This is a genomic window from Variovorax sp. FW305-3-2-15-B-LB1 (genome assembly GCF_058787635.1).
The window spans coordinates 61614-77842 of the sequence record NZ_JBYSZY010000029.1; the positions used below are offsets into that span (position 1 = coordinate 61614).

Genomic DNA, 16229 nt, shown 5'->3' on the forward strand with positions numbered 1-16229 from the left:
TTCCGGCGGCGGTCCGGCCACGGGAGGGAAATCCCCCGTGGCGACTGACTTCCGTTCGACACACAAAGTGTATACAGTAGCGAATACAAAACGGAGACCCCCTTCATGAGCTCGGACCGCATCCCCCGCCACGCCACCAAGATCGTCGCCACCCTCGGCCCCGCCTCCAGCACGCCGGAATTGCTGGAACAGATGATCCTGGCCAAGGTCAGCGTGGTGCGGCTGAACTTCAGCCACGGCACGGCCCAGGACCACATCGACCGCGCCACCATGGTGCGTGAGGCGGCCCGCAAGGCCGGCCGCGAAGTGGCCATCATGGCCGACCTGCAGGGTCCGAAGATCCGCGTCGGCAAGTTCGCGCAGGGCAAGATCTGGCTGGAGCCGGGCGCCAAGTTCGTGCTCGACGCCTCGCGCACCGAGCTGGGCGATGTCGATGCCGTCGGCCTCGACTACAAGGACCTGCCGCGCGACGTGAAGCCCGGCGACAAGCTGCTGCTGAACGACGGCCTGATCGTGCTCACGGTCGATGGCGTCAAGGGCGAAGCGGTGCACACCACCGTCAAGCTGGGCGGCGAGTTGTCGAACAACAAGGGCATCAACAAGCAGGGCGGCGGCCTCACGGCGCCCGCGCTGACGGCCAAGGACATGGAAGACATCAAGACCGCGATGAGCTTCCAGGCCGACTACGTGGCCGTGAGCTTCCCCAAGAACGCCACCGACATGGAAATGGCGCGCCAGCTGTGCAACGTGGCGGCCGCCGAGTACGGCCACAAGCCCGGCATGATCGCCAAGATCGAGCGCGCCGAGGCCATTCCGAAGCTGGAAGAAATCCTGCGCGCCAGCGACGGCATCATGGTCGCCCGTGGCGACCTGGCCGTGGAAGTGGGCAACGCCGCCGTGCCGGCGCTGCAGAAAAAGATGATCCGCATGGCGCGTGACATGGACAAGGTGGTCATCACCGCGACCCAGATGATGGAGTCGATGATCACCAACCCCGTGCCCACCCGCGCCGAGGTGAGCGACGTGGCCAATGCCGTGCTCGACGGCACCGACGCCGTGATGCTCTCGGCCGAAACCGCCTCGGGCCGCTACCCACTCGAGACCGTGCAGGAAATGAGCCGCATCTGCGAAGCCGCCGAGGCCGCCGAAGACAAGACGCTCGACGCCGACTTCAGCGGCAAGACCTACAGCCGCATCGACCAGTCGATCGCCATGGGCGCGCTGTTCACGGCGCACCACCTGGGCGCCAAGGCCATCGTGGCGCTGACCGAATCGGGCTCGACCATCCTGTGGATGAGCCGCCACCGCGCGCACATCCCCATGTACGCCCTGACCTCGCGCCTGGCCACGCAGCGCAAGCTGGCGCTGTACCGCAACGTGCGCCCGCTGCTCATGGATTCGGAAAGCGACCGCGACACCGCGCTGCGCCAGGCCGAGAGCCATCTGAAGAAGCGCGGCATCGTGCAAAGCGGCGACGTGTACGCCATCACCTGCGGCGAGCCGATGGGCGCGCCCGGCGGCACCAACATGCTGAAGATCTGCAGAGCGAGCTGAGATCGTTCGCAGCAAAGCAAAGGCCGGCACATGCCGGCCTTTTTCATGGCGCCGTCTGGTTCAGCCGTTGCGGAACAGGAAGCTGTAGGCGTTGAGCGCGGGCACCCCGCCCAGGTGCGCATACAGCACCTTCGAGCCCGCCGGGAATTCGCCCAGGCGCACCTTCTCGATCATCCCGTGCATCGACTTGCCCTCGTACACCGGGTCGGTCAGCATGCCCTCGAAGCGCGCGCTCAAACGGATCGCCTCCAGCGTGCCCTCGTTCGGCAGCCCGTACTCGGGCCCGCCGAAGCGGCGGTCGAGCACCACGTCCTTCTCGGTGATGTCGCGGCCCAGTTCGACCAGCTCGGCCGTGTTCTTCGCGATGCGCAGGATCTGCTCGTAGGTCTGCTGCGGCTTGGCCGAGGCGTCGATGCCGATCACGCGGTCGGCGCGCCCGTCGGCCGCGAAGCCCACCACCATGCCGGCCTGCGTGCTGCCCGTGACCGAGCAGACCACGATGTAGTCGAACTTGAAGCCGAGCTCGGCCTCTTGCTGGCGCACTTCCTCGGCAAAGCCCACGAAGCCCAGCCCGCCGCGCGGGTGCTCCGAGCAGCCCGCCGGGATCGGGAAGGGCTTGCCGCCGGCCGCGCGCACGTCGGCCATCGCCTGCTCCCAGCTCTGGCGGATGCCGATGTCGAAGCCCGCCGCGTCCAGCCGCACGTCGGCGCCGAGGATGCGCGACATCTCGATGTTGCCGACCCGGTCGTACACCGCGTCGGAGTAGTTGACCCAGTTCTCCTGCACCAGCACGCACTTCAGGCCCAGGTGCGCGGCCACGGCCGCCACCTGGCGCGTCTGGTTCGACTGGATGCCGCCGATCGACACCAGCGTGTCGTAGCCGCCTTCGAGCGCCTCGGGGATCAGGTACTCCAGCTTGCGCGTCTTGTTGCCGCCGAAGGCCAGGCCGCTGTTGCAGTCCTCGCGCTTGGCGTAGAGATCGACCTTGCCGCCCAGGTGGGCGCTCAGGCGCTTCAGCGGCTGGATAGGCGTGGGGCCGAAGGTCAGGGCGTGGCGGGGGAATTTCTTCAGGTTCATCGACGCAGCTCCAAAAGCGGTGAGGGTTGAAGCTGTCGATCGTAGGAAGAAGGGTTTGCAATGTGCTTGCGAAGTTGGCTGGCTTCGTCGCTCAAAAGAAGGCAGGATCGCCATACGGAAGGCTTTTCATCCGGAAAGGAAGCCATGAGCACAACAAAATTGCGTTCCCCGACGGAGCTCGACCGCACCGACCGCGCCATCCTGCGCGCCCTGCAGCGCGACGCCTCGGTGTCGAACGTGGCGCTGGCCGCCAAGGTGAACCTCAGCGCGCCGGCCTGCCTGCGGCGGGTCGAGCGGCTCCGGGCCGCGGGCTTCATCAAGGGCGTGGTCGCCCTGCTGGACCCCGACGCGCTCGAGGTCGGCATGCTCGTGATGATCGGCGTGGTGCTCGACCGCTCCACGCCCGACTCCTTCGCTGATTTCGAGAAGGCGGCGCAGAAGGTGTCGGGCTGCCTCGAATGCCACGTCGTCACGGGCGAATTCGACTACTTCATGCTCGTGCGCACCCGCGACAACGACAGCTTCAACCGCCTGCATGCCGAGCAGCTGCTGTACCTGCCGGGCGTGCGGCAGATCCGGACTTTCGTGGTGCTCAAGCAGGTGCTGTCGACCACGCAGTTGCCGATCTGAAAAAGTTGAAAAAGAGCTGCGCGCCAGTACCCGTGGCGCCCGGGGTGGCGTCGGCCCTGTCCCACAAGGGGGCTCGGTAGAATCGGGGTAGTTTTCTCCCGACTTTCCGCCTTCTCTTTTTTCCCGTTTTTTCTATTCCCACGAGGTATTTCCCATGGCACTCGTCTCGATGCGCGAACTGCTGGACCACGCCGCCGCCAACGGCTACGGCATTCCGGCCTTCAACGTCAACAACCTCGAACAGGTCCAGGCCGTCATGGAGGCCGCCAAGGAAACCGGCGCGCCCGTCATCCTGCAGGCCAGCGCCGGCGCCCGCAAATACGCGGGTGAAGCCTTCATCAAGCACCTGATCCAGGCCGCCATCGAGCAGTACCCGAACATCCCGCTGGTGATGCACCAGGACCACGGCCAGAGCCCGGCCATCTGCCAGGGCGCGATCGACCTGGGCTTCTCGTCCGTGATGATGGACGGCTCGCTGCACGAAGACGGCAAGACGCCCGCTTCGTTCGACTACAACGTCGACGTGACCCGCAAGGTGGTCGAGCTGGCCCACAAGGTCGGCGTCACCGTCGAAGGCGAGCTGGGCTGCCTGGGCTCGCTCGAAACCGGCATGGCCGGTGAAGAAGACGGCATCGGCGCCGAAGGCGTGCTCGACCACGCGTCGCTGCTCACCGACCCCGAAGAAGCCGCGCAGTTCGTGAAGGCCACGCAGCTGGACGCGCTGGCCATCGCCATCGGCACCAGCCACGGCGCCTACAAGTTCACGCGCAAGCCCACGGGCGACATCCTGTCGATCCAGCGCGTGAAGGAAATCCACGCCCGCCTGCCCAACACCCACCTGGTGATGCACGGCTCGTCGTCGGTGCCCCAAGACCTGCTGGAAATCATCCGCAAATACGGCGGCAACATGAAGGAAACCTACGGCGTGCCCGTCGAGGAAATCCAGGAAGCCATCAAGTACGGCGTGCGCAAGATCAACATCGACACCGACATCCGCCTGGCGATGACCGGCGCGGTGCGCAAGTTCCTGGCCGAGAACCCCGAGAAGTTCGACGCCCGCGAGTGGCTCAAGCCCGCGCGCGAAGCCGCCAAGCAGATCTGCAAGCAGCGCTACATCGAGTTCGGCTGCGAAGGCCAGGGCGCCAAGATCAAGGGCGACACGCTGCAGGTCGTTGCCGCCAAGTACGCCAAGGGCGACCTGGCGCAGCAAGTCATCTAACGAAGACAGACTGCGCGCCGCAGGCCACCGCTCGCGGTGGCTTTTTTCTGCGCGCACAATCCGCTTTTCCCGTCACCGTTTCCCAGCCGAGCATCCGTCCATGACCACCGTTCACACCTCTTCCATCCAGAGCCTGCCCCTGCTTGCGCGCGGCAAGGTGCGCGACAACTACGCCGTCGGCGAAGACCGCATCCTGATGGTCGCGAGCGACCGGCTCAGCGCCTTCGACGTGATCATGGGCGAGCCGATCCCGGGCAAGGGCGAGATCCTCACCAAGATGGCGCTGTGGTGGTTCGACCGCCTGGGCGCGCTGTGCCCCAACCACCTGACGGGCGAGGCGCCTGAGAGCGTGGTGCAGCCCGACGAGGTGGCGCAGGTCACGGGCCGCTCGATGCTGGTCAAGCGCCTGCGTCCGATCCCCGTCGAGGCCGTGGTGCGCGGCTACCTGGCCGGCAGCGGCTGGAAGGAATACCAGGACAACCGCGCCGTCTGCGGCGTGCCGCTGCCCGAGGGCCTGACCAACGCCAGCAAGCTGCCGCGCCCGATCTTCACGCCCGCCGCCAAGGCCGCGGCCGGCGAGCACGACGAGAACATCAGCTACGAGCGCGTGGTCGAGGTCGTCGGCCCCAAGCTGGCGCAGCAGATCCGCGAGGTCAGCATCGCCATCTACGAGGCGGCGGCCCAGATCGCGCTGGCCAAGGGGATGATCATTGCCGACACCAAGTTCGAGTTCGGCCTGGACGAGAACGACACGCTGGTGCTGATGGACGAAGTGCTCACGCCCGACAGCTCGCGCTACTGGCCGGTCGAGGGCTACGAGGCCGCGCTGGCCGCCGGCACCAACCCGCCGAGCTACGACAAGCAGTTCGTGCGCGACTGGCTCGAAGCCACCAAGATCAACGGCAAGCCCTGGGACAAGACGCCCCCGGCGCCGCGCCTGCCGGCCGAAGTCATCGAGAAGACGGCCGCCAAGTACCGCGAGGCGCTGGACCGCCTCACCCACGGCTGATCCGGCTTCTCGTCTTTAGCGCGTGGTGCCGTTGCTGAGCAGCGCCACGGTGCGGCCGCTCGCATCGAGCAGCGCGAGCCGCCCCGGCGCCAGCCGGTAGCTGGCCGTGTTCTGCAGCGCCGACAGGAACTGCGCCTCGTTGGCGCCGCGCACCGGGTCGGCGCAGGCCATGCGCGTCGCGGCCATCTGTCCGAGCTTGAGCGACACGCCCGCGCGCGTGAACGATCCCGTGACGCGGTTGCAGCCGCCTGAACCACTGACCCGTCCGCTGCTGCGATCGAACTGCAGCTGCGCATCGCCGCCCGGCGCGATGGGCTCGTCGCCCAGCTGCACCAGGCGCCACACCGGCCCTTCGATCGGCTCGTCGAGGCTGATGCCGCTGCCGCAACCGGTCAGGGCGGTCAGCAGCAGCGCGGCCGAGGCAATGGCGGGGAGCGCGGTACGGCGGGCGAAGGAACGCATGGCCAATTTTCCTTTTCAATCTGCAACAAGTTAAAACCGGCGCCATCGTATGCGACGCCGTGGCCGGTGCGAAGACAGGCCCGATGGCGCATCCGGGCTTCTTCAGGCCGCGAGGCTGGCGAGGGCCACGCCGCCCGCGAGGCGCGCCTCGACGCAGCGGCGCACGCTGGCCGGCGTGCCGTCCTGCGCCAGCAGCGCGGGCCACTCGGCCTGGGCCTGGCGCACCGTGTCGCGCGCGATGGCCATCAAGCGGGCCGGCCGCAGCAGCCCGGCCGCGCGCAGCAGCGCCTCCAGCGCCGCCCCGTCGAAGGCGCGCAGTGTGGCGTCGATGGCGCGGTTGACGCCGTAGTCGCGCGCCGGCACATCCTCGAAGAAGGCGGCCACGCAGACCGGGTCGTACAGCGGCGCGAGCACCGGCGCCACGCCGTCGGGGTAGCGCAGCGCCCAGTTCTTCAGGTGCGCGTCGCTGTTGCCCAGCAGGATGAAGGCCACGAGGCGACGCACGCACTCGCGCACGTCGGCCACCGGGTTCGGCGACAGGCGGTCGAGCACGCGCAGCATGGCGGGCCAGTCGGTGGCCAGGCCGCGGCCGTACTTCTGGCGCGGCTCGTACTGCAGCACCTGCGCGAACTCTTCCATGTGGATGCGTCCGCCCTCGGGCGTGCGGTCGAAGCGGCGCACCGCCAGGATCTGCGCGAAGGGCACCTGCTCGGGCAGGTCGGCGTCGGCGCGGTCGATCACGTGGGCCTGCGCGCAGTCGAGGCCGAGCGCGCCGCACAGGCGGTAGCCGGTGTATTCGTTGGCGACCAGGTCGGGGTGGCGCGTGCTCGGCAGCTTGAGGATGAACGAGCCCGCCGCGCCGTGGCGCTTGACCACGTAGCGCCGCCCATCCTGCACCGCCGAGAACTTGGTCACCACGCCGGGGATGGCGGCGGCGTCTTCCACCGGCATCTCGACGAAGCCGGGCTCGAGCACGTCGAGCCCCAGCGCCGTGTGCCAGTGGCGCACCGTGTCGGGAATGCCTTCGGACGTGGGCACGGGCTCGACCTCGAGCGCGCCCATGAGGTCGTGGCCGGCGGCGGCCAGCAGCTCGAACTCGTCGTCGGCCGCGCAGCCGCGCTGCTGCGCCAGGCGCTCGCGGTTGTGGCCTTCGGGCAGCAGGTTCTGGAAGTAGCTGGGCCAGCGGCCGTCGCTGCGCGAGACGCGGGCGTCGCGCGCCGAGGCCAGGATCGCCCGCGTGGCCGCCTCGTCAGCGCCGCGGTAGGCCAGCGAGAGCGTGGGCCGGCCCGCATCGGCGATGTACGCCTCGTCGAAGGACACGCGCAGGATGTCGCCGTACTGCGAGAGGTACCCGATGGCGCGCCGCCCGCCACCGGGCAGGTGCAGGTGCATCCGCAGGTAGCGGATGCCGGTGTTGAAGGCGGCGCGCGTGCTCACCGTCTCACCGGTTCTCGTCGGCCAGGCTCTGCGCGATGGACGGCGGCGCGCCCACGCCCGCCGGCTGGCCGAGCAGGCGGCCGCCCGAGCGCACGAAGTCTTCGAGCTGCGGGCGCAGGCTGGCGGGCACCGGCATCAGCTCGAGCCCCAGCACGCGCGCCATTTCGAGCAGCGTCGACAGGCGCGGATCGATCTGCCCGCTTTCGATGCGCTGCACCGTCATGCGCGACAGCCCGGCGCGCGTGGCCAGCGCCTCCTGGCTCAGGCCGCCGGCCTTGCGGGCTTTTTCGAGTTCTTCGGTCAGTTGGAGCATTGCAATGCGCTTTTATCGGAAATTGAGTAGCAATGTTATCTATATGGGGCGGTGACGGCAATAAAAAAGCGACCCACAGGTCGCTTTCTTGTTCAATTGCGCACTGAAAGGCGCAATGCGTCGTTCAGCGGTTCAGCTCAACACCACGCTGCTGAGGCGACGGCGGTAGGTGGCGACGACCGGATCGTCCGGCGGAATCTGTCCGTCGGCGACCTTCACCTTCGGCGGCTCGATCACGTCGAGGATCGCGATGTAGGTCTTGCGCGCGAGGTCTTCGCTCCAGCTCTTGTCGCGCATGAGGATGTCGAGCAGCTCGTCCATCGCGTCGGTCCAGCGCTGGGCGGCCATCAGCAGGCGGGCGCGGTTGAAGCGGGCGTCGAAGTCGCGCTTGTTGACGGCGATCTTGTCGTCGAAATCGCCCAAAGTCGGCGCGGCGCCGGTCACGGGGGCGGCGAAGTCGATCGCGTCCATCCAGCGCTGCAGCGAATCGAAGCGGCGCACCAGCGTGGTCTTGGCGATCACCGGGGCAAAGGCGACCTTGGCGTCGTCGATGCGGCCTTCCTGCAGCAGCAGCTTGATGTAGTCGAAGCGCGCGTCGTCGTTGGCCGGGTCGGTGGCCACGGCGTGCTGCAGCTTCTCGAGCGCGCCCAGGGTGTCGCCCTCGGCCAGCGCTTCCTGCGCGGCGGCGCCTTCCGAAGCCGCTTCGGCTTCGTCCGCGCCCGGCACGTGCTTGTCGAGGAATTCGCGGATCTTCTCGGCGGGAATGGCGCCCACGAAGCCGTCCACCGGCTGGCCGTCCTTGAACATCACGCAGAACGGGATGCTGCGCACGCCGAACATCTCGGACAGCTGCGAGGAAATCTGCGGCACCTTGTCGGCGTCCAGCTTGGCCAGCGTGAAGCGGCCGGCGTATTCGGTTTCGAGCTTTTCGAGCACCGGGCCGAGCTGTTTGCAGGGGCCGCACCATTCGGCCCAGATGTCCAGCAGCACCGGCGTGGCGACCGAGCCTTCGATCAGCTCGGCCTGGAAATTTTCGAGAGTGATGTCGATCATCGGGAACAGCTGGGGGTGAAACGTAAAATTGAAACCATGAACGAAACCATTCAGGTCGGTGTAGTGATGGGCTCGAACTCCGATTGGGAGACGATGCGCCACGCGGTCGAGATTCTCCAGCAATTCGGAATCAGCCACGAAGCGAAGGTGGTCTCGGCCCACCGGATGCCCGATGCGCTGTTCGCGTACGCCGAAAGCGCCGCCGGGCGCGGGCTCACCGCGATCATCGCGGGAGCGGGCGGCGCGGCCCACCTGCCGGGCATGCTGGCCTCCAAAACCATGGTGCCGGTGCTCGGCGTGCCGGTGGCCAGCCGCCACCTGCAGGGCGTCGATTCCCTCTACAGCATCGTGCAGATGCCCAAGGGCGTGCCCGTGGCCACCTTTGCCATCGGCACCGCCGGCGCGGCCAATGCGGCGCTGTTCGCGGTGGCCATGCTGGCGGTGAACAACCCGGCGCTGCGCGCCCAACTCGACGCCTTCCGCACGGCCCAGACCGCCGCTGCCGAGGCCATGGTGCTGCCGCCGCCCGAAGCGGGCGCGGCGGTGTCGCCTTTCTCGCCGCAAGGCGGGGGTGCGCTGTGAGCACCGGCCATTCGGGCCATGCCGGCGATTTGCCCATCCTCCCGGGCGCCACGCTCGGCGTGCTCGGCGGCGGCCAGCTCGGGCGCATGTTCGCGCACGCGGCCCAGCGCATGGGCTACTTCACCGCGGTGCTCGACCCCGACGCCGACAGCCCCGCCGGCCGGGTGAGCCACCACCACATCCACACCGACTACGCCGACGTCGACGGCCTGGCCCGCCTGGCCGGCCTGGCCGACGCGGTGACGACCGAGTTCGAGAACGTGCCCGCGCCCTCGCTGGAGCACCTGGCGGTGGCGCGGCCGGTGTCGCCCGCCGCCTCGGCCATCGCCATCGCGCAGGACCGCATCGCCGAGAAGGCGCACTTCACGCGCTGCGGCGTGCCCTGCGCGCCCTATGCCGTCATCGAGACCGCGGAGCAACTGGCTGCCGTCGATGACCAGCTGCTGCCCGGCATCCTCAAGACCGCCCGCCTGGGCTACGACGGCAAGGGCCAGCAGCGCGTGAAGACGCGCGCCGAGTTGGTCGAGGCCTGGCAGGCCGCCGGCTGCGTGCCCTGCGTGCTCGAGAAGATGCTGCCGCTCGAGTTCGAGTGCTCGGTGATCCTGGCGCGCGGCCGCGACGGCCAGATCGTGCATTTCCCGCCGCAGCGCAACCTGCACCGCGACGGCATCCTCGCCGTGACCGAGGTGCACCCGCAGAACATGCCCAAGACCGTGGCGCAGGGCGCGGTCAATTCCGCCAAGAGCATCGCCAGCGGCCTCGATTACGTGGGCGTGCTGTGCGTCGAGTTCTTCGCGCTGGCCGACGGCTCGCTGGTGGTGAATGAAATGGCACCGCGCCCGCACAACAGCGGCCACTACACGATGGAAGCCTGCGATGTGTCGCAGTTCGAGCTGCAGGTGCGCACCCTCGCCGGCCTGCCGCTGACCGCGCCGCGCCAGCACAGCCCCGCCGTCATGCTCAACCTGCTGGGCGACCTGTGGTTCCCGGGCGGCGAAGGCGACGGCGCCAAGCCTGTCGCACCGCGCTGGAGCGAGGTGCTCGCCCTGCCCGGCACCCACCTGCACCTGTACGGCAAGCTGGCACCGCGCCGCGGCCGCAAGATGGGCCACCTGACCCTCACCGGCGCCACGCTCGAGAGCGTGCGCGCCAATGCCTCGCAGGCCGCGCTGCTGCTGGGCCTGCCGGTGCTCGCATGATCCTCGACGGCCACGCTCCCGACGCCATCGCCGAGGCCGCGCGCGTGCTGCGCGCGGGCGGGCTGGTCGCCTTCCCGACCGAGACCGTCTACGGCCTGGGCGCCGACGCCAGCAGCGACGCCGCCGTCGCCGGCATCTTCGTGGCCAAGGGCCGGCCGGCCGACCATCCGCTGATCGTCCACGTGGCGGCGGGCGCCAAGGGCGCGCAGGCGCTGTCGCGCTTCGCCCAGCCGCTGCCGCCTTTTGCGCAGAAGCTCGTGCAGGCCTTCTGGCCCGGCCCGCTCACGCTGATCGTTACGCGCCAGCCCGGCGTGGGCACGGCGGCGGCCGGCGGGCAGGACACCATCGGCCTGCGCTGCCCCGCGCACCCGGTGGCGCAGGCGCTGCTCGAGGCCTGCGCCGAGCAGGGCGTGCCCGGCCTGGCGGGGCCCAGCGCCAACCGCTTCGGCCGCGTCAGCCCGACCACGGCGCAGCACGTGCACGACGAGTTCGGCGACGCGCTGCTGGTGATCGACGGCGGCGCCTGCGAAGTGGGCATCGAATCGACCATCGTCGACTGCAGCCGCGGCGCGCCCGTGCTGCTGCGCCCGGGCCTCATCACGCGCGACCAGATCGAGGCCGCCGTCGGCGAGCCGCTGCGCGACCGCGAGGTGCTCGACACGCCCGACCCGCGCGCCTCGGGCACGCTGGAGGCGCACTACGCGCCCGACGCCAAGGTGCGGCTGATGGACCCCAAGGCCATCCAGACCGGCCTCGATGTGCTCGGTGCCAACGCCGCGCACATCGCCGTGTGGACGCGCAGCAGCGTGCGCAGCCGCTCGCAGCGCGTGCTGCTGCGGCGCATGCCCGACGACGCCGCAGCCACCGCGCAGCAGCTGTTCGCGGTGCTGCGCGAGTTCGACGCGCAGGGCGTGAAGCTGATCTGGGTCGAGACGCCGCCCGACACGCCCGAGTGGGAAGGTGTGAAAGACCGCTTGCAGCGCGCTGCAGCGGCCTGATCAACGCCTCTCAGGCTGCGGGGCTCAGCCCCCGGCCGCCAGCACACCCTGGAAGAACCCGCGCGCTGCCGCCAGGCAGAACGGCGGCGCCAGCGTGCCGTGGTAGGCCGCGGTCACGGCGCGCGCCTTGTCGGTGGCGCTGCCCGGCGTGCTCTGTGCCAGCAGGTCTTTCGCCTGTGCGAAGCCGGCGCGTGCCGCCGAGTAGCTGTCGGTGGTGCCGCGGTCTTCCAGGTCGACCACCGCGAGCGCGGCGGCGGGCATGCCCTTGGCGCGGAAGTAGCCGGCCGTGGCGCGCGTGCTCAGGAAGTTCACGGTCGGGTCGTTCGCGCCGCTGCACAGCAGCATCGGCTTGGTCGGCACCCAGTTGCGCAGGTCGTTGGCGATGGCCGCCTTGCGGAAGCCCGTGGCGGGCTTGCAGTCCAGCGGCGAGGCCGAGCCGAGCGACGCGGCCGTGGCCGGCAGCGCGTTGCCGGGGCAGGGGGCCGACTGGATGTCGGTGGCCGCCTGCGTGAGGAAGCTCTGCTTGATGAGGTTGTTGGCGCCGTAGAAGATCGCCAGCTCGGGGCTCACCGGGCCCGGCTTGCCGTCGGCCGGGAACAGCGCCAGCTGCGGCAGCTTGCCGCTGGAGAACAGCGTGCCCGGCGTGAGGGTGGGCAGCAGGGTGTCGATGCCGGTGGCGTACTGCGCCTCGTAGACGTCGCTGGTGCTGTTGTAGACGTTGCCGAACTGCTGCTGCCAGCTGGTCGACAGCAGCGGCACGAACAGCGTGGCGCCCAGCGCCGGCCAGCCCAGGTAGGTGTAGTCGGTCAAGAGGCTGATGGCCGAGGGCGCGGCCAGCGGGGCCGAGGCCGTCACGGTCTTGCCGGTGGCCTGCATCTCGCGGTGCGCGGCCATCGCCACGTAGCCGCCTTGCGAGTAGCCGGTGATGAACAGCGAGCCGGCGTCGTTCGCGCCGATGTCCGCGAAGGTCTTGCGCGCCGCGGTGAGCGCATCGACCATGTCCTTGCCCTGCTGGTCGCCGTTGAGGTACGGGTGGTAGGGCAGCGTCGACTTGTCGTAGCCCGCGTAGTTGGGCGCCACCACGATGTAGCCCTGCGCCGCGAACATGGCGGCCACCATCAGGCCTTCGCCGGCGGCCGGCTGGGTGGTGTCGGTCCATTTGGCGAGGTTGTAGTTGCGCGCCGGCGTGGTGCCGTGCGCGTACAGCACCACCGGTCGTGCGCCGCTGCAGGCCACGTCCGAACCCGAGGGCACCATGATCGCGGCGGTGGCGTTGGTGGCTTCGTTCTTGCCGCCGACGGTGCGGTACTCGAGGTAGCGCATGTCGACGCCGCACTTGGGCGCGCCGGTGACCTGCAGCAGCGCCTTGCCCTGGTCGGAGGCCTGCAGGCTGGCCCTGAACTGGTCGGCCGTGAGCTTGGTGCCCTGCTCGGGCGGGCTGGTGACGACCGAGCCGCGCCCGGTGTCGCTGCCGCCGCCCGGCGGCGGAAAGCCGATGCCGATGCCGCCCCCACCGCCGCCTCCGCCGCAGGCGGCGAGCAGCAACGTGGCGCCAGCGAGCGTCGCCGCGGCGGTGACCCGGCGGGCCGGGAAGGACGAGGGCTGTGAATGCCGTGGGTGCTGCAAGGTCAAGGCGCGTCTCCTGGAGTTGTATCGAAAACGAACGAGCGTCCGATTCTGGGCAGCGCCATGGCCGCGCGCAAGCAGCGTTTGCGAGCAGAACCTATTCAGTAGCGGGGCGGCTCGGGCCCCGTCCGAGTCACTGGTCCTGCGCGGTCCAGTCGATCAGCGCGTCGAAGGCGGCGCGCGCGGCGCCGGCGTTCTCGCCGTTGGCGATGGCCACCAGCACGTAGCGCCGGCCGCTTGCGCCGTGCACGTAGCCGGCCACGCCCGAGGCGTCGCGCAGCGTGCCGGTCTTCAGGTGGGCCGCGCCGCCCGAGCGCAGCGTGCGCCGCTTCAGCGTACCGTCCACGCCCATCGCGGGCAGCGAGGCCACCAGCTCGGGCATCACGGGCGAGCGCCACGCCACCTGCAGCATCTTGCCGAGCGCGGCGGCGCTGATGCGCTCGTCGCGCGACAGGCCCGAGCCGTTCTCGAACACCGGCGACGCCTCGCCGGTGCCGATGCGCTCGCGCCACCACTGGCCCAGCGCGCTGCGCGAAGCCTCGAAGGTGCCGCGCTGCTTCTGCGTGAGGCCCAGCGTGAGGAACACCTGCTGCGCCATCACGTTGTTGCTGTACTTGTTGATGTCGCGCACGACCTCGGCCAGCGGCGGCGATTCGAAGTCGAAGGCCGGCTTCAGGCCCGCGGGCACGCGGCCCTCGCGCATCTGGCCGCCCACGCGCCCGCCCATCTCGGCCCACATGCCGCCGATGGCGCGCAGGCTGTAGGTGCGCGGGTCGGCGTAGGCCACGGCCCAGCTCTTCTCGCCGCAGCCCGTGGGAAAGCCGCCGTTGAAGCGGATGCGGTTCACGTCGCTGAAGTCGGGCTTGAGCGCGCCGCGCCAGTCGCCGCACTCGCCGGGCGCCAGCGGCACCGTCGGCGGCATCGCCACGCTGGCCAGCGGGGGCTCGTAGCTCACGCGCGCGTACTGGCCGGCGCGGTCGGGCGCGAAGGTCATGTTGACCGACTTGAAGTTCACCAGCAGCGCGTCGGGCGAGGCGTTGTAGGGGCGCAGCGGCTCGCCGTCGAAGGCGGCCGGGTCGTTCTCGACCGTGGTCTCGAAGGCGCTGCGGTCGATCACGATGTCGCCGCTCACGGTGGTGATGCCCAGGCCCTGCACGTGGCGCAGCAGCAGCCACACGCGCTCCAGCACCAGCTTGGGATCGCCCTGGCCCTTGATGTAGAGGTTGCCGTTGAGCACGCCGTTGGCCACCGAACCCTCGACGTAGACCGGCGTGTTCCAGCTGTAGGCCGGGCCGAGCAGGTCGAGCGCCGCGTAGGTGGTCACCAGCTTCATGATCGAGGCCGGGTTCACCGGCACCTGCGAGCGCCAGGCCAGGCGCGGCGCGCGGCCCGCGTCGGCATCGGCCACGAGCAGGGTCACGGCCTCGCGCGACACCTTGGCGCGCGCGAGGGCGGCATCGACTTGAGGCGGGAGGGCTTGCTGGGCGAAGGCGCCGGCCGGGGCCAGCAGGGCGAGGGTCAGCGCGAAGGTCTGCGCACGGCGGGAGGCAAAAGGCATCCGCCGATTATCCCGGCGGGAACACGTGCAGCTTCGCGTGGTACAGCAGCATGATCGTCTTGGCGTCGGCGATGCGGCCGTCGGCCACCATGGCCAGCGCCTCGTCGATGCCCAGCTCGAGCACCTCGATGTCCTCGCCCTCCTCCGCCAGCCCGCCGCCCGCGCCGACGCGCATCGAGGCCTCGTAGGGCGCGACGATGAAGTGCAGCTTCTCGGTCACCGAGCCCGGGCTCATGAAGCTCTCGAACACCTTCTGCACGGTGCCGAGCCGGTAGCCCAGCTCTTCTTCGACTTCGGCGCGGATGCGTTCCTCGGGCGCGGCGTTGTCCAGCAGGCCCGCGGCCGCCTCGATCAGCAGGTCGTCGTGGCCGTTGACGAAGGCCGGGTAGCGGAACTGCCGCGTGAGCAGCACCGTGCGCTGGCCCAGGTGATAGGGCAGCAGCGTGGCGCCGTTGCCGCGGTCGTAGGTCTCGCGGTGCATGCGCTGCCACTCGCCGTCGTTGCGCCGCCAGTCGAAGGCGGTGGTGCGCAGCGTGTACCAGTTGTCGGACAGGAGGGTGACTTCGTGCACCCGGACGCGGTCGTGAATGGTCATGGCGGCGAGCATAGAACCGAGTTCGTGCAATATCAAGAAGATTCGTGCAATATCGTGCAAACCCGTTACCATCCGCCCATGCTCACCGGCCCACGCAAACAACACATCCTCTCGGTCCTGCGGCGCGACGGCCAGGTCGTCGCCAAGGCGCTCAGCGAAGAGCTGGCCCTGTCCGAGGACACCATCCGCCGCGACCTGCGCGAACTCGCGGCCGAAGGGCTGCTGCAGCGCGTGCACGGCGGCGCGCTGCCGGTCGCGGCGGCCGAGGCCGACTTCAGCGGGCGCCAGCAGCTCGCGCCCGACGAAAAAGTGGCCATCGGCCGCGCCGCCGCGCGCCTCGTGAAGCCGGGGCAGGTGGTGTTCATCGACGGCGGCACCACGGCCGTGCAGCTGGCGCGCCACCTGCCGCTCGCGCTGCAGGCCACGGTGGTAACGCACAGCCCGTCGGTGGCGGTCGAGCTGGCGGCGCACACCGGCATCGAGGTCGTGCTGATCGGCGGGCGCCTCTTCCGGCATTCGATGGTGGCGGTCGGCGCGGCGGCCATGGCGGCCATTTCGCGCATCCATGCCGACACCTACTTCATGGGCGCCACCGGCGTGCACGCCGAGGCGGGCCTGACCACGGGCGACGCGGAAGAGGCCGAGATCAAGCGCGCGCTGATGGCCGCGGCGGCCGAGACCGTCGTGCTGGCCTCGTCCGAAAAGCTCGGGGCCGCGTCGGCCTGGGTGGTCAGTCCGCTGGCGGGCGCGACGCAGCTGCTGGTGGCGCCGCAGGCCCCCGAGCAGGCGCTGGCGCCGCTGCGCGCGGCCGGGCTGGCGATCCTGCGTGCCGACGAGGCCGGCTGATTCGCCCCGCCCCTGCGGGGCCGGGGCCTGCCCTCGATAATGGCGGGATGCCCGCCGCGCCCCCGCAGACC

At 69.8% G+C, this 16229-nt stretch carries 16 protein-coding genes; 8 read left to right on the forward strand and 8 right to left on the reverse strand.

Annotated elements, in window-relative coordinates; genetic code table 11:
* Window positions 1-105 precede the first annotated feature (105 nt).
* On the forward strand, window positions 106-1554 hold the full coding sequence (pyk, locus tag AC3WQR_RS18650; protein WP_062478290.1) for a pyruvate kinase: 1449 nt from the start codon (window positions 106-108) through the stop codon (window positions 1552-1554).
* A gap of 60 nt (window positions 1555-1614) precedes the next feature.
* On the opposite strand, the gene AC3WQR_RS18655 is transcribed toward pyk, so the two are convergent.
* Window positions 1615-2631, reverse strand: a complete 1017-nt coding sequence (locus AC3WQR_RS18655; RefSeq protein WP_062478293.1) for a 1-aminocyclopropane-1-carboxylate deaminase — start codon at window positions 2629-2631, stop codon at window positions 1615-1617.
* Window positions 2632-2775: 144 nt separating this feature from the next.
* Between AC3WQR_RS18655 and AC3WQR_RS18660 the strand changes: the two genes are divergently transcribed.
* The 3 genes from AC3WQR_RS18660 (at window position 2776) to AC3WQR_RS18670 (ending at window position 5489) form a co-directional block, all read left to right on the forward strand.
* On the forward strand, window positions 2776-3261 hold the full coding sequence (locus tag AC3WQR_RS18660) for an Lrp/AsnC family transcriptional regulator (protein ID WP_492743110.1): 486 nt from the start codon (window positions 2776-2778) through the stop codon (window positions 3259-3261).
* Window positions 3262-3415: 154 nt separating this feature from the next.
* On the forward strand, window positions 3416-4480 hold the full coding sequence (gene fba, locus AC3WQR_RS18665) for a class II fructose-bisphosphate aldolase (RefSeq protein ID WP_062478296.1): 1065 nt from the start codon (window positions 3416-3418) through the stop codon (window positions 4478-4480).
* A gap of 100 nt (window positions 4481-4580) precedes the next feature.
* A complete protein-coding gene (locus tag AC3WQR_RS18670) occupies window positions 4581-5489 on the forward strand; it encodes a phosphoribosylaminoimidazolesuccinocarboxamide synthase (protein ID WP_062478299.1) in 909 nt (302 codons plus the stop codon).
* Window positions 5490-5504: 15 nt separating this feature from the next.
* Here the strand turns inward: AC3WQR_RS18670 and AC3WQR_RS18675 are convergent, their stop codons facing one another.
* The 4 genes from AC3WQR_RS18675 to AC3WQR_RS18690 form a co-directional block, all read right to left on the reverse strand.
* Window positions 5505-5951 carry an META domain-containing protein gene (locus AC3WQR_RS18675; protein ID WP_492743111.1) on the reverse strand — a complete coding sequence of 149 codons (447 nt, stop codon included), beginning with the start codon at window positions 5949-5951 and terminating at the stop codon, window positions 5505-5507.
* A gap of 102 nt (window positions 5952-6053) precedes the next feature.
* Window positions 6054-7343: a type II toxin-antitoxin system HipA family toxin gene (locus AC3WQR_RS18680; RefSeq protein WP_492743118.1), complete on the reverse strand. Its 1290-nt coding sequence runs from the start codon at window positions 7341-7343 to the stop codon at window positions 6054-6056.
* 49 nt (window positions 7344-7392) lie between these two features.
* Window positions 7393-7701 (reverse strand): helix-turn-helix domain-containing protein, encoded by a 309-nt coding sequence (locus tag AC3WQR_RS18685; protein ID WP_062481916.1) that lies wholly within the window; start codon window positions 7699-7701, stop codon window positions 7393-7395.
* 132 nt (window positions 7702-7833) lie between these two features.
* Window positions 7834-8754, reverse strand: coding sequence for a tetratricopeptide repeat protein (locus AC3WQR_RS18690; RefSeq protein ID WP_070063216.1), 921 nt, complete (start codon window positions 8752-8754; stop codon window positions 7834-7836).
* A gap of 36 nt (window positions 8755-8790) precedes the next feature.
* On the opposite strand from AC3WQR_RS18690, the gene purE reads away from it, so the two are divergent.
* The 3 genes from purE to AC3WQR_RS18705 are packed head-to-tail and all read left to right on the forward strand — an operon-like array spanning window position 8791 to window position 11533.
* Window positions 8791-9336 (forward strand): 5-(carboxyamino)imidazole ribonucleotide mutase, encoded by a 546-nt coding sequence (gene purE, locus AC3WQR_RS18695; RefSeq protein WP_492743112.1) that lies wholly within the window; start codon window positions 8791-8793, stop codon window positions 9334-9336.
* The gene (locus tag AC3WQR_RS18700; protein ID WP_492743113.1) at window positions 9333-10535 is read left to right on the forward strand and encodes a 5-(carboxyamino)imidazole ribonucleotide synthase; all 1203 of its coding nucleotides are present in this window, start codon (window positions 9333-9335) and stop codon (window positions 10533-10535) included. The genes purE and AC3WQR_RS18700 overlap by 4 nt, the downstream gene beginning before the upstream one ends.
* On the forward strand, window positions 10532-11533 hold the full coding sequence (locus AC3WQR_RS18705; RefSeq protein WP_492743114.1) for an L-threonylcarbamoyladenylate synthase: 1002 nt from the start codon (window positions 10532-10534) through the stop codon (window positions 11531-11533). The genes AC3WQR_RS18700 and AC3WQR_RS18705 overlap by 4 nt, the downstream gene beginning before the upstream one ends.
* 24 nt (window positions 11534-11557) lie before the next feature.
* On the opposite strand, the gene AC3WQR_RS18710 is transcribed toward AC3WQR_RS18705, so the two are convergent.
* From AC3WQR_RS18710 to AC3WQR_RS18720, 3 genes are all read right to left on the reverse strand, one after another.
* Complete coding sequence (locus AC3WQR_RS18710; RefSeq protein ID WP_492743119.1) at window positions 11558-13159, reverse strand: alpha/beta hydrolase family protein; 1602 nt, start codon at window positions 13157-13159, stop codon at window positions 11558-11560.
* 133 nt (window positions 13160-13292) lie between these two features.
* Entirely contained in the window at window positions 13293-14717 is a 1425-nt protein-coding gene (gene dacB / locus AC3WQR_RS18715) for a D-alanyl-D-alanine carboxypeptidase/D-alanyl-D-alanine endopeptidase (RefSeq protein ID WP_492743115.1), read from the reverse strand.
* Window positions 14718-14724: 7 nt separating this feature from the next.
* Complete coding sequence (locus tag AC3WQR_RS18720; protein ID WP_492743116.1) at window positions 14725-15312, reverse strand: GDP-mannose pyrophosphatase; 588 nt, start codon at window positions 15310-15312, stop codon at window positions 14725-14727.
* A 78-nt stretch (window positions 15313-15390) separates the two neighbouring features.
* Between AC3WQR_RS18720 and AC3WQR_RS18725 the strand changes: the two genes are divergently transcribed.
* The gene (locus AC3WQR_RS18725; protein WP_492743117.1) at window positions 15391-16158 is read left to right on the forward strand and encodes a DeoR/GlpR family DNA-binding transcription regulator; all 768 of its coding nucleotides are present in this window, start codon (window positions 15391-15393) and stop codon (window positions 16156-16158) included.
* The last annotated feature ends 71 nt before the right edge of the window (window positions 16159-16229 follow it).

Coding starts and splice junctions, on each gene's coding strand:
- pyk (WP_062478290.1), top strand. CDS start 106: ATGAGCTCGGACCGCATCCCCCGCCACGCCACCAAGATCGTCGCCACC.
- AC3WQR_RS18655 (WP_062478293.1), bottom strand. CDS start 2,631: ATGAACCTGAAGAAATTCCCCCGCCACGCCCTGACCTTCGGCCCCACG.
- AC3WQR_RS18660 (WP_492743110.1), top strand. CDS start 2,776: ATGAGCACAACAAAATTGCGTTCCCCGACGGAGCTCGACCGCACCGAC.
- fba (WP_062478296.1), top strand. CDS start 3,416: ATGGCACTCGTCTCGATGCGCGAACTGCTGGACCACGCCGCCGCCAAC.
- AC3WQR_RS18670 (WP_062478299.1), top strand. CDS start 4,581: ATGACCACCGTTCACACCTCTTCCATCCAGAGCCTGCCCCTGCTTGCG.
- AC3WQR_RS18675 (WP_492743111.1), bottom strand. CDS start 5,951: ATGCGTTCCTTCGCCCGCCGTACCGCGCTCCCCGCCATTGCCTCGGCC.
- AC3WQR_RS18680 (WP_492743118.1), bottom strand. CDS start 7,343: ATGCACCTGCACCTGCCCGGTGGCGGGCGGCGCGCCATCGGGTACCTC.
- AC3WQR_RS18685 (WP_062481916.1), bottom strand. CDS start 7,701: ATGCTCCAACTGACCGAAGAACTCGAAAAAGCCCGCAAGGCCGGCGGC.
- AC3WQR_RS18690 (WP_070063216.1), bottom strand. CDS start 8,754: ATGATCGACATCACTCTCGAAAATTTCCAGGCCGAGCTGATCGAAGGC.
- purE (WP_492743112.1), top strand. CDS start 8,791: ATGAACGAAACCATTCAGGTCGGTGTAGTGATGGGCTCGAACTCCGAT.
- AC3WQR_RS18705 (WP_492743114.1), top strand. CDS start 10,532: ATGATCCTCGACGGCCACGCTCCCGACGCCATCGCCGAGGCCGCGCGC.
- dacB (WP_492743115.1), bottom strand. CDS start 14,717: ATGCCTTTTGCCTCCCGCCGTGCGCAGACCTTCGCGCTGACCCTCGCC.
- AC3WQR_RS18720 (WP_492743116.1), bottom strand. CDS start 15,312: ATGACCATTCACGACCGCGTCCGGGTGCACGAAGTCACCCTCCTGTCC.
- AC3WQR_RS18725 (WP_492743117.1), top strand. CDS start 15,391: ATGCTCACCGGCCCACGCAAACAACACATCCTCTCGGTCCTGCGGCGC.